We start from the raw sequence: 26048 nt of genomic DNA, 5'->3' as shown, positions 1-26048 counted from the left end.
ATGAAACCGATGAAAAATCTCGCCCAGTATTACGTTGATTTGTTAGTCAAATTGGGCATTTTACGTTTCTCCATTCTCTTAGCTCTCGCCTTGGTTGCTTTGGCTGTGGTGGTACAAGTGGGGATCACGCTGATCCTCAACGGTTTCGTCGATGATATCGACATTATCCGCTCGGTATTCTTTGGTTTACTTATCACGCCTTGGGCTGTGTACTTTCTTTCTGTGGTGGTCGATCAGCTTGAGGAGTCACGCCAACGCCTCTCGAAATTGGTGTCTAAACTCAAAGACATGCGTTCGCGCGATCAAGAACTCAATCAAAAACTTCAGCAAAACATCGTTAAACTCAATCAAGAAATCGAAGAGCGGATCAAGGCAGAAGAGGCACGCGAAGAAGCGATGGCTGACCTTGAAAATGAAGTGTATCAGCGTGAAAAAACCCAAGTGGAATTGGCCGAACGTACCGCTTTGCTACGCTCTTTCATCGACGCATCTCCCGATTTGATCTATTACCGCAACGCCAAAGGTGAGTTTTCTGGCTGCAACCGAGCGATGGAAGAGCTGACCGGAAAGCGCGAAAGTGAGCTAGTGGGTTTAACGCCTTGGGATGTTTATCGCAAAGAGATTGCTCAATCAATTGTCGAAACGGATCAGCAAGTTTTTAACAACAACACCGCGATTACTTACGAGCAGTGGTTGGAGTACCCAGATGGTCGTAAAAGCTTCTTTGAACTGCGTAAAGTGCCTTTTTATAACAAAGATGGCCGCCATCTTGGCTTAGTCGGTTTTGGCCGTGATATCACCGAGCGTAAACGCCATGAAGAATCATTGGAGAAAGCCAGCCGCGACAAAACCACGTTTATTTCTACCATTAGCCATGAGCTGCGCACTCCGCTCAATGGTATCGTTGGTTTGAGTCGGATGCTGCTCGATACTCCATTGAGCAGTGAGCAGCGTAAGCATTTACAAACCATCAATGTCAGTGCTGTGACGCTGGGCAATATCTTCAACGATATTATTGATATGGATAAGTTTGACCGCCGTAAATTAGAGCTTTTCCCTGCAGCCCTCAACTTTGAAGAGTTTGTGGCAGAAATTGAAGTGTTGGCGGCCTTAATGGCGGAGCAAAAAGGGTTACGCTTTGATTTAGAACGGTTAACTGACTTGCCTTCTTTAGTGGAAGTGGACTCGACACGTCTGCGTCAAGTGTTATGGAACCTACTCAGTAACGCGATGAAGTTCACCAAAGAGGGCGGTGTGGTGATGACGGTCAGCGCGGAATGCGATGCGCAGCAGGCAGAGATCACGATTGAAGTTGAAGATACCGGGATTGGCATTCCGGAAGCGGAGCAAGAAAAAATCTTTGCCATGTATTATCAGGTCAAGTCAGGCAAAGATAACTTACATGCGGTGGGTACTGGCATCGGCTTAGCCGTATCACGTCAGTTGATTAAGTTGATGGGCGGCGATATCAGCGTCAATAGTGAAGAGGGTTTTGGCAGCACCTTTACCGTAACGATCCGAGTCCCCTTGTTAGCTGAAGCGCCGATTGAGATTGAGCCACAGGAGCCGCAAACTCAGCTGAATATTTTCATGGTCGAAGACATTGAGCTCAATATTACGGTTGCTCGTTCATTACTTGAAAGTATGGGGCATAAGGTGACGGTCGCCATGACGGGCGAAGAAGCGATCCAAGGCTTTAACCCAACAGAGTACGATCTGGTGTTCCTCGATATTCAGCTACCGGATATGACAGGCTTCGATATCGCTCACTATTACCGCACCCATTACTCCTCATTACCGCCATTAGTGGCATTAACTGCCAATGTATTGAAGGATAAAGAAGAGTATCGCCAAAAAGGGATGGATGCTGCGATAAGCAAGCCTTTATCGGTAGCGGCGGTGCGTGAAGTGATTGCGAAGATGACGCAACATCATGCCGGTGAGAGCGTCGCTAAAGTGAAATCAAATACGGAAAAAGAAGTACCAGACGATCTCTATCAGCAGTTACTGGATCTCGAGATGCTGCAATCCTATGTTGAGATTGTCGGTAGCCAACCCGTGATTGATAGCGTGCACTTATTCGAACAATCCATGCCAGCCTATCTTGCTGTATTGGACTCGAATATGGTGGCCAAAGATCAAGAAGGCATTGTTAGTGAAGCCCATAAAATCAAAGGTGCGGCAGGCTCTGTCGGGTTAAAACGCATTCAAAAGATTGCTCAGAAAGCGCAATCGCCGGAAGCTCCAGCATGGTGGGAGAACATCAGTGACTGGGTGGAAGAGATCAAAAATGAATATCAGTCTGACATTGCTGTATTGAAGCGCTGGCTGACTCAGCAAGCAAACGCAAAGCAGTGATAAAAAAAGACCCTAGCCATTGGCTAGGGTCTTCTCTAATTAGATATAAAAGAAGAGGTTAATCTTCTAAATCACCACAGAAGCGGTAGCCTTCACCGTGAATGGTAGCAATGATTTCTGGCGTACCTGACACAGATTCAAAGTGCTTACGGATACGACGAATCGTTACATCAACAGTGCGGTCGTGTGGTTTGAGTTCACGGCCAGTCATCTTTTTCAGGAGATCGGCACGAGTTTGAATTTTGCCCGGATTTTCACAGAAGTGCAGCAGAGCACGGAACTCAGAACGTGGCAGCTTGTAGCTATCACCATCAGGGCTCACCAGTGAACGGCTGTTGATATCCAGTTCCCAACCATTAAACACGTATTTTTCAACGCTACGTTTTTCTTCTTGTGTGGTGCCCGCATGCATTGAGCGGCTCAACAAGTTACGTGCGCGAATGGTTAATTCACGTGGGTTGAAAGGCTTGGTGATGTAATCATCTGCGCCGATCTCTAGGCCCAGAATCTTATCTACTTCATTGTCGCGACCGGTCAGGAACATCAGCGCAACATCCGCTTGTTCACGCAGTTCGCGTGCAAGCAGCAGGCCATTTTTTCCTGGCAGGTTGATGTCCATAATCACCAAGTTAATTGGATAATCGGACAGCACTTGGTGCATCTCTTCACCATTGCTGGCCTCAAAAACAGCGTATCCCTCTGCTTCAAAAATACTCTTAAGAGTGTTACGAGTTACTTGCTCGTCTTCGACGATAAGGATCTGCGGGGTTTGCATTAGCGTTACCTAAACTTGTGAAAAAATCGTGCTAGTAGAAGTCATTCTAGGCAAAAAGATTACATACCGGTTAGTGATGTTAACAATAAAGTAAAAAATCTAATTTATGTCACTACTTTTTGTCCGCCATCCTTGGTGTAACTAGTGTTGAGACTCCCATTCTCAAGAGGTTCTACTAGTCTATGGGGCGGATTCTATAATGTTAACAGCATGCTAACAACGCCCGAATGTTAATTCCAATCACTTTGTTGATTTACATCAAGAGTTAGAATGTAACAGATATTAAGAACAATCACGAGTTGTAAAATTACCAAATGATCAAGATTGACGCTAGCCTTTGGCAGGCCTACCAAAGCGTGAAATTTGCCTTTGAAAAGCCAGTAAATTGGCCATTTTACTGCATAATTACTGCATGGAACCCTGAGAGTATTCGCTTGTCAGATGATGAGAATTGCGTAAATAATCAACGTTTACAGCAATGCTTGATCGATTATGATTGGGTGAAAGTGAGGGTAGGAGACGCTCATTTTCACTGGTTTGAAGAGAGTTTTGCGGTCGTAATGCCGCTTTCAGAAGCCCGAAAATTGGCGCAGAGATTTGCTCAAAACGCGATCTATTTTGTACAAGACGGCGACCTTTATCTCTGTTCTTGTGTTGATGAGAGCGAGCTTCATCTCGGGCCAATAGGGAAACAATAGATCTGAAAAATAAAAATCATGGAGGAATGATGAGAGATATAAACCCAGATCTTTGCGATAAGTACGAATCGCAAGTCACTTTACTCAATTTACCGCTGCAAAATTTTGGTCAACGCAGCGCATTTTGGGGCGAAATAGTGACAGTTCGTTGCTATCACGACAACTCTAAAGTACGGGATGTGCTCAGCCAAAATGGCAAGGGCAAAGTATTGGTTGTGGATGGTCACGGTTCATGCCACAAAGCCTTAATGGGTGATCAGTTGGCGATTTTAGCCATCAAAAATGATTGGGAAGGCGTAATTATTTACGGCGCAGTGCGTGATGTGGTCGCAATGTCTGAGATGGATTTAGGCATCAAAGCATTAGGCACAAGTCCCTTCAAAACCGAAAAGCGCGGCGCAGGGCAGGTGAATGTCACTTTGACGATGCAAAATCAGATCGTTGAACCGGGCGATTATTTGTATGCCGATTGGAATGGTATTTTGATGTCAGAAACGGCGCTTGATGTAGCTTAAAAGCGAAAACCGACACCAAACTCGACGGCTTGCTGCCATTCTTGGTAGTCCAGCGTGGCATGCAAGTCGAGATTTTCGGTTAATTTTAATCGGCTCGACAATTCGGCGGATACCACGGCTTCTTGGTTTTTACTTTCCACCTTGGGTGAGGCAATTAAGGTGCTTTTGAACGAGAGACGTTCGGTAAATTGATAGCCAATGCCACTCAGCCAACCCTGTGCTCCATTATCCAACCGATTATGAATGCGAGCACCGACATACAGGTCGATATCGTTAAACAGGTTATAAGCGTAACCACCATCAATCGTCCAACTATCAAAGCTTTGGCTGTTGTTATCGCTGGCAATAAATAATTTGTGCGGCGAGGCATTGCTCTCTGAGGGCAAGGCAGGAAGCAGCTCTGCTCCGGCAAATGGAGCCATTAAGGTTATCAAACAGAAAAAAGCAGTTTTCACGATAGCCCCGGATGTACCAGCCAAGATTGATAGGTACGCTCAATTTAAGCATAAAAACACATACATTCCACAAAGAGTTTTATAGCATTTTGTTATTTCTATATAGGCAGATTGTTGGTGGCTTGCTATCTGGTTGTGCCGATTGAAAAACTCATGATGACCCCCTAGATGAATGCGCAGATTAAGTTGTGGCGTTATTGACGAGGCTCGTCCTTTTAATTACAGCATCAGCCTATTTTGAACGTGATACGCTCACTAGTTGCCCATTTATCACCTCAAGTCGTTTGAGTATGCACAGTCGAAGATTTTTAAAATCCTCAATAAAAAAAGCAGATTTTCGTTGACGACTTGAACGCAAATGAGTTAAACGTATTTGCAAGCAAACACACAGATAGACAGAAAACCGTTATGTTGAATCACAGCCTAATCGTAATGACCACCATTATTACCATTACCGACACGTCGCATGTTGGGGCAGGCTGCTGAGCGCAAAATTTCACAAAAAAGGCCTGTATCCCAACCGATACAGGCCTTTTTTTATACCCGCTTTTTATGCATTTGGAGGAAGGGATGCGAGTATTAAAGTTTGGAGGTTCATCGCTGGCGGATCCGGAGCGTTTTCTACGCGCTGCCGATATCATCGCGAATAACGCACAGCAGGAAGAGGTGGCCGTTGTCCTCTCTGCTCCGGGAAAAACCACCAATAAATTGGTGGCAGTGATTGAAAGTGCTTTACGTCAGGGAGAGGTGGAAGCGCAAATCGTAGAGCTAGAGAGCTCATTCTATGCCTTGCTTGATGGCATTAAAGCGCAGCTCCCGAATTTGGATGACAGTGCTTATCAACAGCAAGTGCACTCTTCCATGACTCAGTTACGCCAGTTTGTGCACGGCATTACGTTGCTCGGTATGTGTCCAGACAATGTAAATGCACGCATTATCAGTAAAGGTGAACGCGTTTCCATTCAATTGATGAAAGCGGTGATGGAAGCCAAAGGTCTGCCAGCGAATTTGGTTGATCCCGTTAAATACCTGCTTGCCAAAGGGGATCATCTTGAAGCTATGGTCGATGTGGAAATTTCGACTCAGCGTTTCAGACAAGCACCATTGCCACAACAGCACGTCAATATCATGCCGGGCTTTACTGCGGGTAATGCACAGGGTGAGTTGGTCTGTTTAGGGCGTAACGGTTCGGATTACTCAGCCGCAGTACTGGCTGCCTGTTTACGTGCGGATTGTTGTGAAATCTGGACGGATGTGGATGGAGTTTATAACTGCGATCCGCGTTTGGTCGATGATGCGCGCCTTCTTAAATCCCTTAGCTATCAAGAGGCGATGGAGCTTTCTTACTTCGGAGCATCTGTGTTGCATCCGAAGACCATTGCACCGATTGCTCAATTTCAAATCCCTTGTTTGATCAAAAACAGCTTCAATCCACAAGGTGCGGGCACCTTGATTGGCCAAGACACTGGCGAAGATAAACTCGCGATCAAAGGCATTACCACTCTGAGCAATCTGACTATGGTCAACGTTTCTGGTCCAGGAATGAAAGGCATGGTGGGGATGGCGAGCCGCGTGTTTGGCGCGATGTCAGCGGCCGATGTGTCGATCGTGCTTATCACTCAATCTTCTTCGGAATACAGCATCAGTTTCTGTATCGAAGCACAACATAAAGCTTTGGCACAGCAAGCGCTGGCGGATGCATTTGAACTGGAACTCAAAGATGGCCTGCTTGAGCCGGTTGAGTTTGTCGATAACGTCGCCATCATCACGCTGGTTGGTGATGGTATGCGCACCTCTCGCGGTGTCGCGTCGCAATTTTTCTCATCTCTGGCCGAAGTACACGTCAACGTGATTGCAATTGCCCAAGGCTCTTCTGAGCGTGCGATTTCAGCGGTGATCCCCGATGATAAGATTTCAGAAGCGATCAAGGCTTGCCACGAAAACCTCTTCAACTCTAAACACTTTTTAGATGTGTTTGTGGTCGGTGTTGGTGGCGTGGGCGGTGAGTTGGTGGATCAAATTCAGCGTCAACAAGCCAAGCTTGCGGAAAAAGGCATCATGATGCGCGTTTGTGGACTCGCTAACAGTAAAGGCATGCTGCTTGATAGCCAAGGCTTGCCGTTGGAGCAGTGGCGCGATCGTATGGTCAATGCGGATCAAGCGTTCAGTTTAGAGAATCTAGTAGCTTTGGTGCAGCGTAATCATATCATTAACCCAGTATTGGTGGATTGCACGTCCAGTGATGAGATTGCGAACCAGTATGCGGATTTCCTCGCCGCAGGTTTCCATGTGGTGACCCCGAACAAGAAAGCCAATACCGCTAGCATGAGTTATTACCATCAGCTACGTAATGTGGCGCGTCATTCACGTCGTAAACTGATGTATGAAACTACAGTTGGCGCGGGTCTGCCCGTTATCGAAAACTTGCAAAACCTAATTGCAGCAGGGGATGAGCTGGAAAAATTCAGCGGTATTCTCTCAGGTTCTCTCTCCTTTATCTTTGGTAAATTGGATGAAGGCATGACCTTGAGCCAAGCAACGCAGCTTGCTAAAGAGAAAGGCTTTACAGAGCCAGATCCGCGCGATGATCTCTCTGGTATGGACGTGGCGCGTAAACTTCTCATTTTGGCACGTGAAGCGGGTTATGAATTGGAGCTGAGCGATGTGAATGTTGAACAAGCATTGCCCGCTGGCTTTGATGCTTCAGGCAGTGTTGAGGAGTTCATGGCACGTTTAGCGCAAGCCGATGCCGCGTTTGCTGAGCGAGTAGCGCAAGCCAAAGCCGAAGGCAAAGTGCTGCGCTATGTGGCACAAATCGTCGATGGCCAGTGCCAAGTGCGGATTGTCGCGGTTGATGAAAACGACCCTATGTTCAAAGTCAAAGAAGGTGAAAACGCGCTGGCTTTCTACAGCCGTTACTATCAGCCAATCCCATTGGTATTACGTGGCTACGGCGCGGGTTCTGAAGTGACTGCTGCAGGCGTGTTCTCAGATGTGATGCGTACACTCGGTTGGAAATTAGGAGTTTAATAGAAATGAGTTCAGGTGACATGAGTGTTGTGGTGTACGCACCCGCTTCCATCGGTAATGTCAGTGTCGGATTTGATGTGTTGGGGGCCGCCGTGTCCCCGATTGATGGCACGTTACTCGGCGATCGAGTGAAAGTGGAAGCTGGTGCAGAGGCTTTCACACTGAAAACGGCGGGGCGATTTGTCGATAAGCTTCCCGCTAATCCGCAAGAAAACATTGTGTATGAATGCTGGCAAGTATTCGCGCGTGAGCTAGAGAAAAAGTCGGTGGTACTGAAGCCGCTGACCATGACGCTAGAAAAAAATATGCCGATTGGTTCAGGATTGGGCTCCAGTGCTTGCTCGATTGTCGCGGCTCTGGATGCGTTGAATCAGTTTCACGCCAGTCCGCTTGATGAAACCGAGCTTCTGGCTCTGATGGGGGAAATGGAAGGCAAGATCTCTGGCAGTATTCACTATGACAACGTTGCTCCCTGCTATTTAGGCGGTGTGCAGCTCATGCTGGAAGAGCTTGGCATCATCAGTCAATCCGTACCGAGTTTTGATGACTGGTATTGGGTGATGGCCTATCCGGGGATCAAGGTGTCCACGGCGGAAGCGCGTGCCATTTTGCCTGCGCAGTATCGCCGCCAAGATATCGTGGCGCATGGCCGCTATCTGGCAGGATTTATTCACGCTTGCCATACTCAGCAGCCTGAATTAGCGGCAAAAATGATCAAAGACGTGATTGCCGAACCCTATCGTGAGAAACTGCTGCCGGGTTTTGCCAAAGCACGCAGCTACGCCGCTTCGGCTGGCGCACTGGCAACGGGCATTTCGGGCAGTGGACCGACTTTGTTTAGCGTGTGCAAAGAACAAGCAGTGGCTGAACGTGTGGCACGTTGGCTTGAGCAAAACTATGTGCAAAATGAAGAAGGATTCGTCCACATTTGTCGTCTAGACAAGCAAGGTTCGAAAGTAACAGGAAGTGAGCTATGAAGCTGTACAACATAAAAGAAAATGATGAACAAGTCTCCTTTGGTCAAGCCGTTCGCCAAGGGTTAGGCCGCAATCAAGGCCTGTTTTTTCCGGCACAATTGCCGAAGTTTGACGATATTGATGCTCTATTGGCCGAAGATTTCGTCTCTCGTAGCAGCAAGATTTTATCGGCGTTGATTGGCGATGAACTGCCTGCGGATAAAATTCGCGCTATGGTGGATTCCGCCTTTCAATTCGCCGCACCGATTGCCAAAGTGAAAGAGGGCGTTTACGCGCTCGAATTGTTCCACGGGCCAACGCTCGCGTTTAAAGATTTTGGTGGTCGCTTTATGGCCCAGTCTCTGGCGGCGGTCTCGAACGGCGGAAAAATCACGATTTTAACGGCGACATCCGGTGATACTGGCGCTGCTGTTGCGCATGCTTTTTATGGCATGCCAGACATTAATGTGGTGATCCTCTACCCGAAAGGCAAAATCAGTCCGCTGCAAGAAAAGCTGTTCTGCACATTAGGTAAAAACATTCACACCGTGGCGATCAATGGTGACTTTGATGCGTGCCAAGCGCTAGTGAAACAAGCTTTTGATGACGCAGAGCTGCGCCAACAGATCGGTTTGAATTCCGCCAACTCGATCAACATCAGCCGTTTGATGGCACAAATCTGTTACTACTTTGAAGCCGCTGCGCAGATGAGCAAAGCTGAGCGTGAAAATCTGGTGATTTCAGTGCCTAGTGGCAACTTTGGTAACTTAACCGCAGGGCTGTTAGCCAAAGCACTGGGTTTACCGGTGAAGCGCTTTATTGCGGCAACCAATGCCAACGATACAGTGCCACGTTACTTGGAAACGGGACGTTGGGAACCCAAACCCACGGTAGCGACAACATCAAATGCGATGGATGTGAGCCAACCGAACAACTGGCCGCGTATCGAAGAGCTCTGCCAACGTATGGGATGGGGCTTAGAAACGCTGGGCAAAGGCGCGGTTTCTGACGAGGAAAGTGCGCAAGCCGTACAAGAACTTTATGATCTAGGCTACTTGTGTGAACCGCATGGTTCGATTGCTTACCGTGTATTGGAAGAGCAGCGCCAGCCGCAAGAAACGGGGCTGTTCTTATGTACCGCGCATCCCGCCAAATTCAAAGAAGTGGTGGATGAGATTTTAGGTACCGACATTGCTCTACCAGCGCCATTGGCAAAACATGCGGCGATGGAATTGCTCTCACAAGAGCTGAATGCCGATTTCGCAGCGCTGCGTGCGTTACTGGTGAATGTGAAATAATCCGCGGATTTGAGAAAGCTAAGATAATAAAAAACGGTGCTCATTGAGCACCGTTTTAGTATGGATTCTTTACTGACGATTACAGAGATTCAGTGAAGGTACGCGCGATAACGTCGCGTTGCTGCTCAGCAGTCAGAGAGTTGAAACGCACGGCGTAGCCAGAAACACGGATAGTCAGTTGTGGGTATTTTTCTGGATGCGCAACCGCATCTTCCAGAGTTTCACGCTTCAGTACGTTTACGTTCAAATGTTGACCACCTTCGATACGTGGTGCCGCTTCGATAGCCACTTCACGGCTTTCGAATTGACCAAGATCGTTGATGCTAACCACTTGATCAGCTTCAAAGCCTTTCAGCGCAGCAACACAGCGTGCTTCATTCTTTTCGCTATCTAGCAACCAGATAGAGTTCAGTAGGTCGTCGTTAGCAGCTTTAGTGATTTGGATACCTTGGATCATCGCTTTCTCCTAGTCCACATCAAGTGGCGTTATTGGTGTTAATTTTCAGATCTTGTTGAGCTGGCTATTATATAGCAAATATCCATACTGCCGATATTGATTTAGGTCAAATTACAACAAAAAACCATTTTTATACTAGGGTTTGGTTTTTGATTTGTATCAATAAATGCTTTAAAAACAATGATGATTAAATTTATTTTAAATAATAAAAAATAGTTAAGTTATATTTTGTTGTAATTTTACTACAAACTTGTAATCCAACTTGACCCGTGCCAGAGAAAATCAGAAAGTTAGCGCTGTGAACTGAAAGTCCGAAGTCATTTAGCAACAATAAGAAGTCGTAATATGTATGAGAAGTTAATCGGGGCACATGTATCGGCCTCTGGTGGTGTTGAACTCGCGCCAGTTCGAGCTCATGAAATCGGAGCGAATGCTTTTGCTCTCTTCACCAAAAACCAGCGCCAATGGGCAGCTAAGCCACTGGAAGCGAGCAGCATTCGTGCTTTCAAAGCCAATTGTAAAAAATGGGGATTTGGCAGTGAGGCGATTTTGCCGCACGACTCTTATCTGATTAATTTAGGGGCTCCGGAACCCGAGAAGCTTGACAAATCACGGGCCGCTTTTGTTGATGAAATGCTGCGTTGTGATCAGTTAGGGTTAACTTTGCTTAACTTTCATCCCGGTAGTCATTTACAGCAGGTCTCTGAAGAGGCGTGTTTAGCGACAATTGCTGAGTCAATTAATCTTGCGCATCGTCAAGTACCGAATGTGATTGCGGTGATTGAAAATACCGCAGGGCAGGGGAGTAACTTAGGTTGGCGTTTTGAGCATCTGGCGGCAATCATTGACCAAGTTGAGGATAAAGATCGGGTTGGCGTATGCCTAGATACTTGCCACACCTTTGCCGCAGGGTATGACTTGCGTACGAAAGCCGCGTGTGATGAGACATTCGCTGAGTTTGAGCGAGTGGTCGGTATGCACTATTTACGCGCAATGCACATCAATGATTCAAAAGGCAAGCTGGCTAGCCGCGTTGACCGTCATCATTCCTTAGGTATGGGAGAGATTGGCTGGGAGTGTTTTGAATATATCGCGCAAGATGCTCGATTTAACGGTATCCCTCTGATTTTAGAAACGATTGACCCTGATATTTGGGCGACTGAGATCGCAACGCTACGCAAATTTTCGACGCAAAAAGAGAATTAATCGGCAAACTTCACAGATTTGGCATCTTTCTTTCATCATGCTCAGGGTCAGCGTTGTAAGAAGGATGCCGCTATGAACTCATTAACTCAAACTGCTTCACCCAGTTCCAGACCCGCCGCTCGTCGCCCGGTTCCTAATCGACACGTCAATGGGCAAGGGCATCATCGTGCCCCACAGCCGCAAAAACCGCATTAAGATAACAAAAACCGTATTCAGATGAATGGCTAAGCAACCTCTCTCTTTAACAGGAGAGCGAGGTTGCCTTCAGCTTGTGAATATTGAAGTCGGTGCACTTATTTTCGCTTAGCTGCAACTGAGCGTGGTTTGGGTATACAATGCCAACAGAAATCATAATTTAAGGTATTGATATGTCTGAATCACTGACGTGGCATGATGTCATTGGTAATGAAAAGCAGCAGGCTTACTTTCAACAAACTCTGCAATTTGTCGAAAGCCAGCGTCAAGCCGGAAAAGTTATCTATCCTCCCGCTAAAGATGTGTTTAACGCCTTTCGCTTTACCGAGTTTGGTGACGTGAAAGTGGTGATCTTGGGGCAAGATCCTTATCACGGCCCGAATCAGGCGCATGGTTTGTGTTTTTCTGTGCTACCGGGTGTCAAAACACCGCCCTCGTTAGTCAATATTTATAAAGAGTTAGCGCAAGATATCCCTGGGTTTCAAATTCCACCTCATGGCTACCTACAAAGTTGGGCACAGCAGGGCGTTTTGCTACTCAACACCGTATTGACTGTTGAACAAGGCATGGCCCATTCTCATGCGAATACTGGCTGGGAAACCTTCACGGATCGTGTGATTGACGCCTTGAATCAACACCGAAATGGGTTGATCTTCCTATTGTGGGGATCGCACGCGCAGAAAAAGGGCCAGATGATCGATCGCCAGCGCCATCATGTCTTGATGGCTCCGCACCCTTCACCGCTTTCGGCGCACAGGGGCTTTTTAGGATGTCAGCATTTCTCTAAAACCAATCAATTGCTGCAAGCGCAAGGTATCGCTCCGATTAACTGGCAGCCCGAGCTCGAATCTTAATGCAATTGGCGTTTTTTCGACCAGTTTCAAAGCCGATATATCAATCCTTATGTACACTTTACCTTAGTACAAGTATGGAGATTGATAAGATGATGATGGAACGAATCCGCCGCGAGCACAGTTATATGGTGCGTTTGTTGTCGATTTTACGCCACAAATTGGATCTGGTGAAAAGCGAGCAACCGATCAACTACAGCCTTCTGAAAGAAATCGTTGATTATTTAGCAAGCCATTCAGAGAAAGTGCATCACCCGAAAGAGGACATTCTGTACCGCCACTACATGGCAAATTACGGCGATGAACAGCAAGTGGCTAATTTGGAGCGTGAACATCAAGAGTTGGCGCAAATTACCCATCAATTTCTCGATGTCATGGAGATGATTTTAAACGATGCGGTTGTGCCACAAGATGTGTTTATTGAGCAACTGGAGGCCTTTTTACAAGGTCAAAAACAGCATTTAGAGTTGGAAGAACAATCGATTTTGCCATTGATTAATCAAACGTTTGAATTAGAAGATTGGCAAAGCGTTGAGTCGCAATGGCAAAACAACGATGATGATCCGGTATTCGGTGAAACGATCGCTGAGCGATATGCGCTTTTGGCTCGCCGTGTTCGTAAAAGTGAGAGTGAATACACCTAACCAATCAAAGGTATACGATGCAGGATTGCTTCAGTTTCACATGGCACTGCGTTGTCTAGAGAAGCTTGCTGTGGATGGCCGTTCTCACTTAAAGTCTTAAAAACAACAAAGGCACGCGAAACGTGCCTTTGTTGCTCAATCCTTTAAATTTTTATGTCGTCAGCGTCGAGACAGACATCCATATCCAACAACTCTTTCTCTAGTCGTTTACGATCTCGAATCGCTTCGATCTCGCGCCACATCCGTTTTACAGGTTTAGAACGGCTAGTACGAATTTTCGAGATTTCCATTTCCAACAGCTCATCAAAGTGCAGTTCGTCCATAAGTCGCCTCATTATTGTTGTCATCATCCCTTGAGTGCTCTCTAAATAGCACACCTTGGCGAAGCGTAACTATGATTTGTTTCTCATTTGTTTCGTTTTAATGAAGCTTTAGTGAGCTTTTGAATAGAATTTCACAGTTTTCACCCTGTGTTATCGATGGAAAACTGAACAAAAAATTGAGGCAATCGATTAACTGGACGATTTTTTTGTGTTGCTGAAATGTTGTTTTTTACGTTGCACGGAATTGTGCTGGTTGTTTTTTGTGCGAACAAACAGGAAATATGACACTCTCCTGACAAAATTTACTGGTTCGCACAGGCATGCTGCGATTCCCAAAGCGTGAGATTTCATTAATGCAACAAAGCATTTGTGGTGAATAAATGTACTGATTTGTGTGCTTTTTATTTGTGTTTTGTTTTTTGTTTGTAATTCAAATGGTTTTATTGATGTTAAGAAAGCGTGATTTTAAGGTGAAAAATAACATTTTAATGCAATCCTGTTCATATTGATTTTTGCGGATTGAGGTTGCATTATCCGCCCGTCAAAAAATAGGCTGGGTGCTTTTCGAGGTCTCTTCTGCTCGAGAGTGCCATGACATACACGGCAAAAAGATAATCTCAATACCGTATCCGTGTAACAGAAACTCTTACTCATCGGAGTCAGAGCAGCTCATCACTCTATGCGAGGTTCCTGTGACAGACTTAATTAATTTAATGAATGACCTACTATGGGGTTCCATCTTGGTATACCTATTGGTCGGGGTCGGTATCTACTTCACTTTGCGATTGGGTTTTATCCAATTCCGTCATTTCACCCACACTTTTACCGTCCTCAAAAATAGCCGTAAAGCGGATAACGCTGGCATCTCCTCTTTCCAAGCGTTATGTACCAGCCTTGCCGCACGTGTCGGTACGGGGAACATGGCCGGGGTTGCGGTTGCTTTAACCGCTGGTGGTCCTGGCGCCATCTTCTGGATGTGGTTGATTGCCATGTTAGGCATGGCGACTTCTTTCGCTGAAAGTACCCTAGCTCAGTTGTATAAAACGCGTGACAAAGATGGCAATTACCGCGGTGGTCCAGCGTATTACATGGAAAAAGGCCTTGGTATGCGTTGGATGGGGGTGCTGTTCTCCATCTTCCTGATCATTGCGTTTGGTTTGGTGTTTAACGCGGTGCAAGCCAACTCAATCACCAATGCGATGAAAACGGCTTTCGGTTTTGAACCCATGCTGATCGGTATTGGTATCGTGTTGCTGACCGCTTTCGTGATTTTTGGTGGTATCCGTAAGATTGCACGGACGGCAGAGCTGATTGTGCCTTTCATGGCGTTTGCTTATCTGGCGATTGCTCTGTTTGTCGTGGTCATGAATTATGAGAAAGTGCCTGATGCGATTAGCCTGATTTTCAAAAGTGCCTTCGGTTTACAAGAAGCGGCTGCAGGTGGCTTAGGCTATGCGATTGCACAAGCTATGATCAACGGTGTGAAACGTGGCTTGTTCTCAAACGAAGCGGGTATGGGTTCTGCACCTAACGCTGCGGCTTCTGCAACGCCATATCCACCACACCCAGCGTCACAAGGTTACGTGCAAATGCTTGGTGTGTTCATCGATACGATTGTGATCTGTACCGCGACAGTGGCGATTATCCTTATGTCTGGTGAGTATGTACCGCACGGCGAGTTAACGGGTATTGAGCTGACTCAGCGTGCACTCAGTTCACAAGTAGGGGATTGGGGCGGTATCTTTATCGCATTTGCGATCTTCTTCTTCGCTTTTACTTCGATCATCGCCAACTACTCGTATGCCGAAACCAACCTGATTTTCCTTGAGCACAACAATAAGAAAGGCTTAGTACTGTTTCGTCTCGTGTTCTTAGGTATGGTGATGTTTGGCTCGTTGGCAACATTGCCAACGGTGTGGGCGATGGCGGATGTCTCGATGGGCTTGATGGCGATTGTGAACTTGGTGGCTATCCTCCTGCTCTCAGGCATCGTGATTAAACTGGCGAAAGATTACAACCGTCAACTGGATGCCGGCAAAGTACCGACCTTTGATGCCAATGATTACCCAGAGTTGAAATCTCAGCTTGAAGATGGCATTTGGGATAACAACAAAGCGTCATAGACAGCGCCGATGTCAGAAATTGAAAAAGCCATGCAGACACCGCATGGCTTTTTTTGTACTCTAGTTTGCGTCATCTTATAAAAAATTTAATCACTTGGAATAATGGCCAGTGCTGTCGTTTCAAGTCGGTTGATAACACGCTCAACAAAAGATAGGAATTATTATGCTGATTGTCGTTTCACCTGCGAAAACGCTGGATTATGAATCTCCCGTTTCAACCTCAAACTTTACGCAGCCTGAATTAACCGCGCATTCGGCAGAGTTAATTCAAGTCTGTCGTACTTTGTCATCACAGGATGTTTCTGAGCTGATGAGTGTCAGCGATAAAATTGCCGGACTCAATGTGGCTCGATTTGCGCAGTGGAGTGAAACCGTCACTCTCGATAACGCACGACAGGCGATTTTCGCTTTCAAAGGTGATGTGTACACTGGGCTGGAAGCGGAAACACTCTCGCCACAAGATTTGGATTTTGCCCAGCAACATCTGCGTATGCTCTCTGGCTTGTATGGACTGTTGCGTCCGCTGGATTTGATGCAGCCTTATCGTCTAGAAATGGGCACAAAATTAGCCAACGCGCGTGGTGCGAATCTGTATCAGTTTTGGGGGGACATTATTACGGAGAAGCTCAATCAAGCGATTGAAGCACAAGGTGATAATGTACTGATAAACCTTGCCTCTAATGAGTATTTCAAAGCGGTCAATCCGAAGCGACTGAACGCGCAAATTGTGACGCCAATCTTTAAAGATGCCAAAAATGGCCAATATAAAATCATTAGCTTCTTTGCGAAGAAAGCACGCGGCATGATGGCTCGCTACATCATTGAAAATCGAATTAAATCGGTAAAGGATTTAGAAGGTTTCAACACTGCGGGCTACTATTTTGTGGCAAGTGAATCAACACCCACCGAGTTGGTGTTTAAGCGCGAAGAGCAATAACCTCCAAGGTTCAAAATAAGGAACACATGATGTGGCTATGGTTAAAACGTTGGATTGCGAAATACGATGCTTGGTGCCAAAGCATGGGGTTAACGCCGGGGCAAAAGCGCAGTTGTGTTCCTTATAGAAAAGATCCGGCCAATGAACGAGACGATTCCACCTCCGCTTGAATGGTCGTTGTTCGACACCCATTGCCACTTTGATTTTCCTCCGTTTACTGCCAACCCTGAGCTGGAATTGCAAAAAGCGGCGCAGCATGGGGTTAGGCGGCTTGTGGTACCATCGATTGGGCCGCAAGATTGGCAGGCGGTGACTGAGCTGGCGCAGCGCTTTCCCTCAACCATTTATTATGCGTTGGGATTTCATCCACTCTATTTAGATGCCTCTTCACCGACCCATTTACCTGCGTTAGAAAAGGCTCTAGTGCAGGTGGAACAGGCTTGTGTAGCCGTTGGAGAGTGCGGTTTAGATGGCATGATAGACGTCGATGTAACGCTACAAGAGCAGATGCTGATCGCCCAACTCTCTATAGCTTCACAGGCCAAACTGCCCGTGATTTTGCATAGCCGACGTACTCACAATCGATTGTTACAGTTATTGAAACAGCAGCGTTTTCAACAAGGTGGTGTGCTGCATGCTTTTTCTGGCAGTGTGCAAGAAGCGCAGCAGTTTGTAGACCTTGGGTTTAAGATTGGTGTGGGAGGCGTCATCACTTACCCAAGAGCCAATAAAACTCGGCAAGCCATCGCAGCGTTACCTGTAGAGCACATAGTGTTAGAGACGGATGCGCCTGATATGCCACTGAATGGTTTTCAAGGTCAGGCTAACCATCCGGCTCAATTAGCCAAGGTTTTAGAAACACTCGTCGAGCTAAAAGGTGTTTCAGCACAATATCTCGCGCCAATCCTCTGGCAAAACAGTCAAATTCTGTTTGGCTTGTGTGAACAAAACCGAAACAAGATGTAGCGTTAATGACGCATTTGTCACTAAAAGTTGAGTGGTGTCACAGATATTAGTGAACGCGTGATGAATCTTATCCGAAAGTGTGAATCCTGCATTACTTTCTCTCTGTGCCCGTGAGTATAATTGCCCCCGCTTAATCGCTCCATTTTGTAACACGCCAACATTAAACTAATAAGGAAGTCATAAACTATGAGCCTGTTTATGAGCCTCATCGGCATGGCAGTTCTGCTAGGAATCGCAGTTCTACTGTCAAGTAACCGTAAAGCTATCAATCTAAGAACTGTGGGTGGCGCTTTTGCTATCCAATTTTCACTGGGTGCATTTATTCTGTATGTGCCTTGGGGCCAAGAGCTACTTCGTGGCTTTTCGGATGCCGTATCGAATGTTATTAACTACGGTAACGATGGTACTTCATTCCTCTTCGGTGGACTGGTATCAGGCAAAATGTTTGAAGTGTTTGGCGGCGGCGGTTTCATTTTCGCATTCCGCGTACTACCAACACTGATCTTCTTCTCAGCACTGATTTCTGTACTGTACTACTTGGGTGTTATGCAATGGGTTATCCGCATTCTTGGCGGTGGTCTGCAAAAGGCACTGGGTACATCACGCGCTGAATCTATGTCTGCGGCTGCAAACATTTTCGTGGGTCAAACTGAAGCACCATTAGTCGTTCGTCCATTCGTTCCAAAAATGACTCAATCTGAGCTGTTTGCGGTAATGTGTGGTGGCTTGGCTTCTATCGCAGGTGGTGTACTTGCGGGTTACGCTTCTATGGGCGTTAAGATCGAATACTTGGTAGCAGCGTCATTCATGGCGGCACCGGGTGGTCTGCTGTTCGCAAAACTGATGATGCCTGAAACTGAAAAACCACAAGACAATGAAGACATTACTCTTGATGGTGGTGACGACAAACCGGCTAACGTTATCGATGCGGCTGCTGGCGGTGCTTCTGCTGGTCTGCAACTTGCTCTGAACGTTGGTGCAATGCTGATTGCCTTTATCGGTTTGATTGCTCTGATCAACGGTATGTTGGGTGGCATCGGTGGTTGGTTCGGTATGCCTGAACTGAAACTGGAAATGCTACTGGGCTGGTTGTTTGCGCCTCTGGCTTTCCTGATCGGTGTTCCTTGGAACGAAGCAACTGTTGCCGGTGAGTTCATCGGTCTAAAAACCGTTGCTAACGAATTCGTTGCTTACTCTCAGTTTGCGCCTTACCTGACTGAAGCGGCACCAGTGGTTCTGTCTGAGAAGACCAAAGCGATCATCTCTTTCGCTCTGTGTGGTTTTGCTAACCTTTCTTCTATCGCAATTCTGCTTGGTGGTTTGGGTAGCTTGGCACCTAAGCGTCGTGGCGACATCGCTCGTATGGGTGTCAAAGCGGTTATCGCAGGTACTCTATCTAACCTGATGGCAGCGACCATCGCTGGCTTCTTCCTCTCTTTTTAATTCATAGAGACAGAGTTTTATAGACGCCGTTTAAATTCACCCCGTAGCAAGTGATTGCTGCGGGGTGTTTTGCTTTTAGGTGCCCCGAGTTTTAGGGGGAGGTCTAGGGGTAATGTTGTAATGGATTGCAGAGCTGAAGCCTTGTGTGGTAAGGGATTGCCCTTTAAATTTCAGCTATTTTTTTGAGATACAAACCGTTTGCGCTTCGCGCAGCACTACCGTTTTGCGACAAATATCGATACTGTAGCCATGGATAAAAAACGAGTGGATTGACGATGGAATACACCACGCGTTTGACCGTGAGCTTAGGCTCAGGTGGCGGGCTTATCTAATGGAATATGGATGAGTTTTCGCTGGCTCTCAGCATGACTAAGAGTATGATGAGCGCCGGAGGCAATCGCCTTGCCTGTATGCAGTAAAATACCGCAAACGCAGATTGTTGTGCCATTGACCAAACTGGTACTGTGCGGTGACAAGGATAGCAATTGGTGCATGAGCACCGAGTCTTCAAGGAACCAAGTCCGTTCATTTGTGGCTGCTCAGCAGAAAATAGCACTCTGCTGGGGAGTGAACTAGATGACTATATTGATCGGAGATAGAAATGAGCGAATTAAAAGTAGCAGCTCTACGTGCACTGAAACTGATGGATCTCACCACGTTGAATGACAACGATACGGATGCCAAAGTGATCCAACTTTGTCATGATGCGAAAAGTCCAGTCGGCAACACGGCTGCCATTTGTATTTACCCTCGCTTTATTCCTATTGCTAAGAAGACACTTCGCGAGCAAGGAACCCCTGAAATCCGTATTGCTACGGTAACCAATTTCCCTCACGGTAATGACGATATTGAAATCGCCGTTGCTGAAACGAAAGCCGCTGTTGCTTACGGTGCTGATGAAGTGGATGTGGTATTCCCATATCGCGCACTGATCGCAGGCAACGAGCAAGTCGGTTTTGATCTGGTGAAACAGTGTAAAGCCGCTTGTGGCGACAAAGTACTACTGAAAGTGATCATCGAAACTGGTGAGCTGAAACAAGAAGCACTGATCAAAAAAGCCTCTCAAATCTGTATTGAAGCAGGCGCAGATTTCATTAAAACCTCAACCGGCAAAGTGCCAGTGAATGCGACACCAGAATATGCGCGCATGATGCTGGAAGTGATCCGTGATATGGGCGTAGCCAAAACCGTCGGTTTCAAACCTGCCGGTGGTGTTCGTACCGCAGAAGATGCGCAGCAATATCTGGCCATGGCCGATGAGATCCTCGGTGGCGATTGGGCGGACAGCCGTCACTACCGTTTCGGCGCTTCAAGCCTACTGACCAACCTTCTGAATACATTAGAAGTGACAGACCAAAAGGCAGATCCTGCCGCTTACTAATATCCATTGTGTCTGAGAGCAGCGCGAGGCTTCGCGCTGCTTAACCTCTTTACACTACGTAGTTTCTTTGGGAACTGGGAGGCTGCTATGTCTTTATCTCAAGCAAAGTATTTACCTCAAGAAATTATCCGCAGAAAGCGTGATGGTGAAGTTCTCACCAACGATGAAATCAACTTTTTCATTCAAGGTGTAGCGAATAACACCGTCTCTGAAGGGCAAATTGCCGCGTTTGCGATGGCGATTTTTTTCCGTGAAATGACCATGCCTGAGCGTATTGCACTGACGTGTGCGATGCGCGATTCCGGTATGGTGATTGATTGGAGCCACATGAATTTTGATGGTCCGATTGTGGATAAACACTCCACGGGCGGTGTGGGTGATGTGACCTCACTGATGCTTGGCCCTATGGTGGCAGCCTGTGGCGGTTATGTGCCGATGATTTCTGGCCGCGGCCTTGGTCACACCGGTGGTACGCTCGACAAACTTGAAGCCATCCCTGGCTATAACATCACCCCAACCAATGACGTATTTGGCAAAGTGACCAAACAAGCAGGCGTGGCGATCATCGGTCAAACTGGTGATCTGGCTCCGGCGGATAAGCGTGTGTACGCAACGCGTGATATTACCGCGACGGTGGATAACATCTCGCTGATCACCGCTTCAATTCTTTCTAAGAAACTGGCGGCTGGCCTTGAATCGCTCGTGATGGATGTGAAAGTTGGCTCTGGTGCTTTCATGCCAACTTACGAAGCGTCTGAAGAGCTCGCCAAATCGATCGTGGCAGTGGCCAACGGCGCAGGCACCAATACCACGGCGATTTTAACCGATATGAACCAAGTGCTGGCGTCCTCTGCGGGTAACGCGGTGGAAGTGCGTGAAGCAGTACGTTTCCTCACCGGCGAATACCGCAATCCGCGTCTGCTGGAAGTCACTATGGCGTCGTGTGCGGAAATGCTGGTACTTGGCAAGTTAGCCCAAGATACCGCGCAAGCGCGTGAGAAACTGCAAGCGGTGCTGGATAACGGCCAAGCTGCCGAGCGTTTTGGCAAAATGGTCGCAGGCCTCGGTGGCCCAAGCGATTTTGTTGAAAATTACGACAAGTATCTTGCGAAAGCCGAAATTGTTCGCCCAGTTTACGCTCAGCAATCTGGCGTTATTTCTGCGATGGATACCCGTGCCATCGGTATGGCGGTGGTCGGCATGGGCGGTGGACGCCGCGTGGCGACCGATCGCATCGATTACGCTGTCGGCTTTGATCAGTTTATCCGTCTGGGTGAAATCGCCGACAGCAACAAACCTTTAGCAATAATTCATGCCCGCAATGAAGAGCAGTGGCAACAAGCTGCCAATGCACTACAAAGTGCCATCAAAGTGGGCGGTGACTATGTACCAACACCGGATGTTTACCGTCAAATTCGAGCACAAGACGTGTAAGTTCGGGGGAGTGAGCAATGAAAAGAGCATTTATTTTAGTTTTAGACTCGTTTGGCATTGGCGCAACAGCGGATGCACAAGCCTTTGGTGATGTCGGTTCTGATACCTTAGGCCACATTGCAGATCAATGTGCGCAAGGTTTGGCGGATAACGCAGAGCGTAAAGGCGCATTGCAACTGCCGAACCTTTCTAAGCTGGGTTTGGCGATGGCGCATAAAGAGTCGACCGGACGTTTTGCACCGGGGCTGGATGAGCGTGCAGACATCATCGGCGCTTATGCCCATGCCGCAGAGCTGTCATCTGGCAAAGATACTCCGTCAGGTCACTGGGAAATTGCTGGTGTGCCAGTGCTGTTTGAATGGGGCTACTTTAGCGATAAGCAAAATAGCTTCCCGAAAGAGCTGACCGATCGCATTTTAGCGCGCGCGGGTTTGGACGGATTTTTAGGCAACTGCCACGCCTCGGGCACTCAAGTGCTGGATGACTTGGGCGAAGAGCATATGCGCACGGGCAAGCCGATTTTCTACACTTCGGCAGATTCCGTATTCCAAATTGCCTGCCATGAAGAGACATTTGGTTTAGATCGTCTGCTGGAGCTGTGCCAAATCGCTCGTGAAGAGCTGGCGGATTACAACATCGGTCGCGTCATTGCGCGTCCATTCGTTGGCCCGGGCAAAGGACAATTTGCTCGTACCGGTAATCGCCGTGACTTGTCGGTTGAGCCACCTTCAGCCACAGTGTTGCAAAAATTGGTGGAAGAGAAGCAAGGCCGAGTGGTCTCTATCGGTAAAATTGCCGATATCTACGCGTATTGCGGCATTACCGACAAAGTCAAAGCGACGGGCATTCCTGATCTGTTTGAAGCGACTTTAGAGCAGATTAAACAAGCCGGTGATAACACCATCGTATTCACTAACTTTGTGGATTTTGACTCGGCTTATGGTCACCGCCGTGATGTCGCAGGTTATGCGGCGGCACTGGAGTATTTCGATAAGCGTTTACCTGAAGTTCTGGAGTTGATGCAGGAAGATGACATTCTGATTTTAACTGCCGACCACGGCTGTGACCCAACATGGCCGGGCACTGACCATACTCGTGAACACATTCCGGTACTGGTTTATGGCAAGAAAGTGGCTCCGGGTTCATTAGGTCGTCGTGACACTTTTGCTGATATCGGGCAAACTCTGGCAAGCTACTTTGGCACTTCGCCAATGGATTACGGTAAGAACTTTTTATAATACGCATACCCTAAGGCTAGCTTCAGTCTTAGGGTTTTGTTGAATGATGGCGATTGAGCCAACAAACCAAAGGAACGAAAACATGGCAACTCCACATATTAATGCGCAAATGGGTGATTTCGCTGACGTTGTACTGATGCCGGGTGATCCGCTGCGCGCGAAATACATCGCAGAAAACTTCCTCGATAACGCAGTTCAAGTATGTGATGTGCGCAATATGTTCGGCTACACAGGCACTTACAAAGGCCGCAAGATCTCTGTGATGGGGCATGGTATGGGTATCCCATCTTGCTCAATCTATGTGACCGAGCTTATCAAAGATTACGGCGTGAAAAAGATCATCCGCGTCGGTAGCTGTGGTGCAGTGAACGAAGGCATCAAAGTGCGTGATGTGGTGATCGGTATGGGCGCGTGTACTGACTCTAAAGTGAACCGTATTCGCTTCAAAGATCATGATTTTGCTGCGATTGCGGATTATAAGATGGTAAAAGCTGCAGAAGAAGCGGCCAAAGCACGTGGCATTGACGTGAAAGTTGGCAACCTGTTCTCTGCAGAACTGTTCTACACGCCAGATCCTTCCATGTTCGATGTGATGGATAAATACGGCATCGTTGGCGTAGAAATGGAAGCGGCAGGCATTTACGGTGTAGCGGCGGAATACGGCGCGAAAGCACTGGCGATCTGTACTGTGTCTGACCACATCAAAACGGGCGAGCAAACCACCTCAGAAGAGCGTCAAAACACCTTCAATGAGATGATTGAAATCGCACTGGACTCTGTACTAATTGGCGATCAAGCGGGTTACTAATCTTTGTACTCGTGTTATCTCTGAATACAAAAAAACCTCAGTCAGTACTGAGGTTTTTTATCACTCAATTTATTTTTCCTGTTACTCATTCAAAGACTGTTCGGCTTGCTTGAGCAGTAAGTTCTCACCTGTTGGTTTTTTCGGTCTGCGTCGTAGTAACAGCGTGAGTAGCACACCGCTGACAAAACTCATCAACAGCATCCAATACATATTGTGGTCGCTCTTACGATAGTGATGGTCTGAAATCGCCGTCACTTTACCGGTTTCAAAAGTAATCCGTACGAAACCAATTAAACTGCCGTCGTGAACTACGGGCTCAACTAATTGTTGGCGGCCAATGCTGGCAGTATGCAGTGGCGTATCTAAACCCAGCACTTCACGCACACTGAGCGCAGAGTCACTCGCAGCCAGCAATACGCCTTCAGAATCATAAATCGAGGCATCGAATACCAGACGATCAGTAGCAAGCTGGTTAGTGAGTGCTAACAGACGTTCCTGATCTTGATCGGCAATCATACTTCCCGCAGACATCGCCGCTTGAGTAATCAGAACTTTGGTTAAGGTTTCCAACTGGTTGGCTTGAATGCGTTCATTGCCTTTACTGATCACAACGCTGTTTTGGATGGTGATAAAAAACATGACTGCGACAGCGAACATCGTTGCCACGCGCACAACGACTCGGAATGAAAAAAGTGAACCATCCATGTTGAAATAACCTTGTAAAAAACCAACTGCGCTCATATTGAGACTTGCGTTTTTAAATTGCAATAGGGTAACGTCTGGCTATACCGAATAAGGAAAGTGGACATGGATGCTTTAACAACTTTACCGATTAAAAAACACACAACGCTGCTCAATCGTTTTCCTGAAACGCGTTTTGTCACCCAATTAGCGAAAAAACGAGCCAGTTGGATTGTGTTTGGATCCTATCTAACCCCAGCTCAATTTGAAGATATGGATTTCTTTACCAATCGCTTCAATGCCATTTTAGATATGTGGAAAGTGGGACGTTATGAAGTCGCATTGATGGACGGTGAGCTGACGTCTGAGCATGAAACCATTCTTAAAGCGTTAGAGCTCGATTACGCGCGGATTCAGGATGTGCCCGATCTCACCAAGCCGGGGTTAATTGTGCTGGATATGGACTCGACCGCGATCCAGATCGAATGCATTGATGAAATTGCTAAGCTTGCGGGAGTCGGGGAAGAGGTCGCTGAAGTCACTGAGCGCGCGATGCAAGGTGAGCTGGATTTTGAGCAGAGCTTACGTTTGCGAGTCAGTAAACTTAAAGATGCTCCGGAGCAGATCCTAAGCCAAGTACGCGAAACCCTACCGTTAATGCCTGAATTACCCGAGCTGGTGGCGACGCTGCATGCCTTTGGTTGGAAAGTGGCGATCGCCTCGGGCGGCTTTACCTACTTCTCTGATTATCTCAAAGAGCAGTTGTCGCTAGACTATGCACAGTCCAACACTCTAGAAATTGTGAGCGGCAAACTGACTGGACAGGTGCTGGGAGAGGTAGTCTCCGCGCAAACCAAAGCGGATATTTTGCTGACGCTTGCTCAGCAATACGATGTGGAAATTCATAACACGGTAGCGGTTGGCGATGGTGCAAATGATTTGGTGATGATGGCGGCAGCAGGGCTTGGGGTGGCATACCATGCCAAACCTAAGGTTGAAGCCAAGGCGCAAACGGCGGTGCGTTTTGCAGGATTAGGTGGCGTCGTGTGTATCCTTTCTGCCGCACTGGTCGCTCAGCAAAAACTGAGTTGGAAAAGTAAGCCTTAGCTCGCGCTTAGAACTTAGATTAATCAAATAAGCCACGTTCAGTGACGTGGCTTATGTTTGGAAGAGATATACCCTTCCTACTTGAAGCTGCAGGAGTGTTGGCTACGTTCGTTCACCCCAATCACCTAGTCTGTCTATGCTCATGGGGATTTACTCACTTGCCGCCTAC

The 26048-nt window shown here is 47.3% G+C and carries 26 protein-coding genes, 1 pseudogene and 1 other annotated feature; of the genes and pseudogenes, 21 read left to right on the top strand and 6 right to left on the bottom strand.

Annotation, left to right across the window (positions count from 1 at the left end):
• Positions 1-2358: an aerobic respiration two-component sensor histidine kinase ArcB gene (gene arcB, locus GOU96_RS07175; protein ID WP_001959042.1), complete on the top strand. Its 2358-nt coding sequence runs from the start codon at positions 1-3 to the stop codon at positions 2356-2358.
• 58 nt (positions 2359-2416) lie between these two features.
• Here the strand turns inward: arcB and arcA are convergent, their stop codons facing one another.
• Positions 2417-3133, bottom strand: a complete 717-nt coding sequence (arcA, locus tag GOU96_RS07170; protein ID WP_001194426.1) for a two-component system response regulator ArcA — start codon at positions 3131-3133, stop codon at positions 2417-2419.
• Between the two features lie 314 nt (positions 3134-3447).
• On the opposite strand from arcA, the gene GOU96_RS07165 reads away from it, so the two are divergent.
• Positions 3448-3831 (top strand): DUF3293 domain-containing protein, encoded by a 384-nt coding sequence (locus GOU96_RS07165; RefSeq protein WP_000590006.1) that lies wholly within the window; start codon positions 3448-3450, stop codon positions 3829-3831.
• 29 nt (positions 3832-3860) lie between these two features.
• Positions 3861-4346: a putative 4-hydroxy-4-methyl-2-oxoglutarate aldolase gene (locus GOU96_RS07160; protein WP_267780897.1), complete on the top strand. Its 486-nt coding sequence runs from the start codon at positions 3861-3863 to the stop codon at positions 4344-4346.
• Here GOU96_RS07160 and GOU96_RS07155 read toward each other — a convergent pair.
• Positions 4343-4768: a hypothetical protein gene (locus GOU96_RS07155; protein ID WP_002044538.1), complete on the bottom strand. Its 426-nt coding sequence runs from the start codon at positions 4766-4768 to the stop codon at positions 4343-4345. The two genes, GOU96_RS07160 and GOU96_RS07155, sit on opposite strands and share 4 nt — an antisense overlap.
• A 406-nt stretch (positions 4769-5174) precedes the next feature.
• Here GOU96_RS07155 and thrL point away from each other — a divergent pair.
• The 4 genes and pseudogenes from thrL (at position 5175) to thrC (ending at position 10085) form a co-directional block, all read left to right on the top strand.
• Positions 5175-5287, top strand: a pseudogene (thrL, locus tag GOU96_RS07150) (thr operon leader peptide).
• Positions 5223-5341: a sequence feature (Thr leader region), on the top strand. Its footprint overlaps the pseudogene before it by 65 nt.
• A gap of 30 nt (positions 5342-5371) precedes the next feature.
• Complete coding sequence (gene thrA / locus GOU96_RS07145) at positions 5372-7831, top strand: bifunctional aspartate kinase/homoserine dehydrogenase I (RefSeq protein WP_267780895.1); 2460 nt, start codon at positions 5372-5374, stop codon at positions 7829-7831.
• 20 nt (positions 7832-7851) lie between these two features.
• Positions 7852-8808, top strand: coding sequence for a homoserine kinase (gene thrB, locus GOU96_RS07140; RefSeq protein ID WP_000118019.1), 957 nt, complete (start codon positions 7852-7854; stop codon positions 8806-8808).
• A complete protein-coding gene (gene thrC / locus GOU96_RS07135) occupies positions 8805-10085 on the top strand; it encodes a threonine synthase (RefSeq protein WP_000780993.1) in 1281 nt (426 codons plus the stop codon). The genes thrB and thrC overlap by 4 nt, the downstream gene beginning before the upstream one ends.
• Positions 10086-10164: 79 nt before the next feature.
• Here thrC and grcA read toward each other — a convergent pair whose 3' ends face one another.
• Positions 10165-10542 carry an autonomous glycyl radical cofactor GrcA gene (gene grcA / locus GOU96_RS07130; protein ID WP_000614136.1) on the bottom strand — a complete coding sequence of 126 codons (378 nt, stop codon included), beginning with the start codon at positions 10540-10542 and terminating at the stop codon, positions 10165-10167.
• A 345-nt stretch (positions 10543-10887) separates the two neighbouring features.
• Here grcA and nfo point away from each other — a divergent pair, with 345 nt between their 5' ends.
• From nfo to GOU96_RS07110, 4 genes are all read left to right on the top strand, one after another.
• A complete protein-coding gene (gene nfo, locus GOU96_RS07125) occupies positions 10888-11748 on the top strand; it encodes a deoxyribonuclease IV (RefSeq protein WP_000273040.1) in 861 nt (286 codons plus the stop codon).
• Positions 11749-11820: 72 nt separating this feature from the next.
• Positions 11821-11943: a hypothetical protein gene (locus tag GOU96_RS07120; RefSeq protein WP_254898439.1), complete on the top strand. Its 123-nt coding sequence runs from the start codon at positions 11821-11823 to the stop codon at positions 11941-11943.
• A 173-nt stretch (positions 11944-12116) separates the two neighbouring features.
• Positions 12117-12797 (top strand): uracil-DNA glycosylase, encoded by a 681-nt coding sequence (ung, locus tag GOU96_RS07115; RefSeq protein ID WP_000004494.1) that lies wholly within the window; start codon positions 12117-12119, stop codon positions 12795-12797.
• An 89-nt stretch (positions 12798-12886) separates the two neighbouring features.
• A complete protein-coding gene (locus tag GOU96_RS07110) occupies positions 12887-13438 on the top strand; it encodes a hemerythrin domain-containing protein (protein WP_069648293.1) in 552 nt (183 codons plus the stop codon).
• 143 nt (positions 13439-13581) lie between these two features.
• On the opposite strand, the gene GOU96_RS07105 is transcribed toward GOU96_RS07110, so the two are convergent.
• Positions 13582-13761: a DUF3545 family protein gene (locus GOU96_RS07105; protein WP_000343854.1), complete on the bottom strand. Its 180-nt coding sequence runs from the start codon at positions 13759-13761 to the stop codon at positions 13582-13584.
• 692 nt (positions 13762-14453) lie between these two features.
• Between GOU96_RS07105 and GOU96_RS07100 the strand changes: the two genes are divergently transcribed.
• From GOU96_RS07100 to GOU96_RS07080, 5 genes are all read left to right on the top strand, one after another.
• The gene (locus tag GOU96_RS07100) at positions 14454-15884 is read left to right on the top strand and encodes an alanine/glycine:cation symporter family protein (protein WP_001882045.1); all 1431 of its coding nucleotides are present in this window, start codon (positions 14454-14456) and stop codon (positions 15882-15884) included.
• A 163-nt stretch (positions 15885-16047) separates the two neighbouring features.
• A complete protein-coding gene (yaaA, locus tag GOU96_RS07095; protein ID WP_069648291.1) occupies positions 16048-16821 on the top strand; it encodes a peroxide stress protein YaaA in 774 nt (257 codons plus the stop codon).
• 29 nt (positions 16822-16850) lie between these two features.
• Positions 16851-16991 (top strand): DUF5363 family protein, encoded by a 141-nt coding sequence (locus tag GOU96_RS07090; protein ID WP_001913748.1) that lies wholly within the window; start codon positions 16851-16853, stop codon positions 16989-16991.
• Positions 16963-17787, top strand: a complete 825-nt coding sequence (locus tag GOU96_RS07085; RefSeq protein WP_267780892.1) for a TatD family hydrolase — start codon at positions 16963-16965, stop codon at positions 17785-17787. The genes GOU96_RS07090 and GOU96_RS07085 overlap by 29 nt, the downstream gene beginning before the upstream one ends.
• 186 nt (positions 17788-17973) lie before the next feature.
• Positions 17974-19230 (top strand): NupC/NupG family nucleoside CNT transporter, encoded by a 1257-nt coding sequence (locus GOU96_RS07080; protein ID WP_000051831.1) that lies wholly within the window; start codon positions 17974-17976, stop codon positions 19228-19230.
• Positions 19231-19541: 311 nt separating this feature from the next.
• Here GOU96_RS07080 and GOU96_RS07075 read toward each other — a convergent pair whose 3' ends face one another.
• Positions 19542-19724 (bottom strand): hypothetical protein, encoded by a 183-nt coding sequence (locus GOU96_RS07075; RefSeq protein WP_001911798.1) that lies wholly within the window; start codon positions 19722-19724, stop codon positions 19542-19544.
• Positions 19725-19831: 107 nt separating this feature from the next.
• Between GOU96_RS07075 and deoC the strand changes: the two genes are divergently transcribed.
• From deoC to deoD, 4 genes are all read left to right on the top strand, one after another.
• On the top strand, positions 19832-20611 hold the full coding sequence (gene deoC, locus GOU96_RS07070) for a deoxyribose-phosphate aldolase (RefSeq protein WP_001292544.1): 780 nt from the start codon (positions 19832-19834) through the stop codon (positions 20609-20611).
• 87 nt (positions 20612-20698) lie between these two features.
• The gene (deoA, locus tag GOU96_RS07065) at positions 20699-22045 is read left to right on the top strand and encodes a thymidine phosphorylase (RefSeq protein WP_142629126.1); all 1347 of its coding nucleotides are present in this window, start codon (positions 20699-20701) and stop codon (positions 22043-22045) included.
• A gap of 17 nt (positions 22046-22062) precedes the next feature.
• Positions 22063-23283, top strand: coding sequence for a phosphopentomutase (locus GOU96_RS07060; RefSeq protein ID WP_000816445.1), 1221 nt, complete (start codon positions 22063-22065; stop codon positions 23281-23283).
• Positions 23284-23365: 82 nt separating this feature from the next.
• Positions 23366-24091 carry a purine-nucleoside phosphorylase gene (gene deoD / locus GOU96_RS07055; protein WP_000224887.1) on the top strand — a complete coding sequence of 242 codons (726 nt, stop codon included), beginning with the start codon at positions 23366-23368 and terminating at the stop codon, positions 24089-24091.
• Positions 24092-24172: 81 nt separating this feature from the next.
• Here the strand turns inward: deoD and GOU96_RS07050 are convergent, their stop codons facing one another.
• On the bottom strand, positions 24173-24796 hold the full coding sequence (locus GOU96_RS07050) for a YtjB family periplasmic protein (RefSeq protein WP_123012723.1): 624 nt from the start codon (positions 24794-24796) through the stop codon (positions 24173-24175).
• Positions 24797-24898: 102 nt separating this feature from the next.
• Between GOU96_RS07050 and serB the strand changes: the two genes are divergently transcribed.
• Positions 24899-25879 carry a phosphoserine phosphatase gene (gene serB / locus GOU96_RS07045; protein WP_267780887.1) on the top strand — a complete coding sequence of 327 codons (981 nt, stop codon included), beginning with the start codon at positions 24899-24901 and terminating at the stop codon, positions 25877-25879.
• The last annotated feature ends 169 nt before the right edge of the window (positions 25880-26048 follow it).

It is taken from the genome of Vibrio sp. R-1 (assembly GCF_035615595.1).
Taxonomy (GTDB): domain Bacteria; phylum Pseudomonadota; class Gammaproteobacteria; order Enterobacterales; family Vibrionaceae; genus Vibrio; species Vibrio cholerae.
This window is presented reverse-complemented; position numbering and strand designations above follow the sequence as displayed.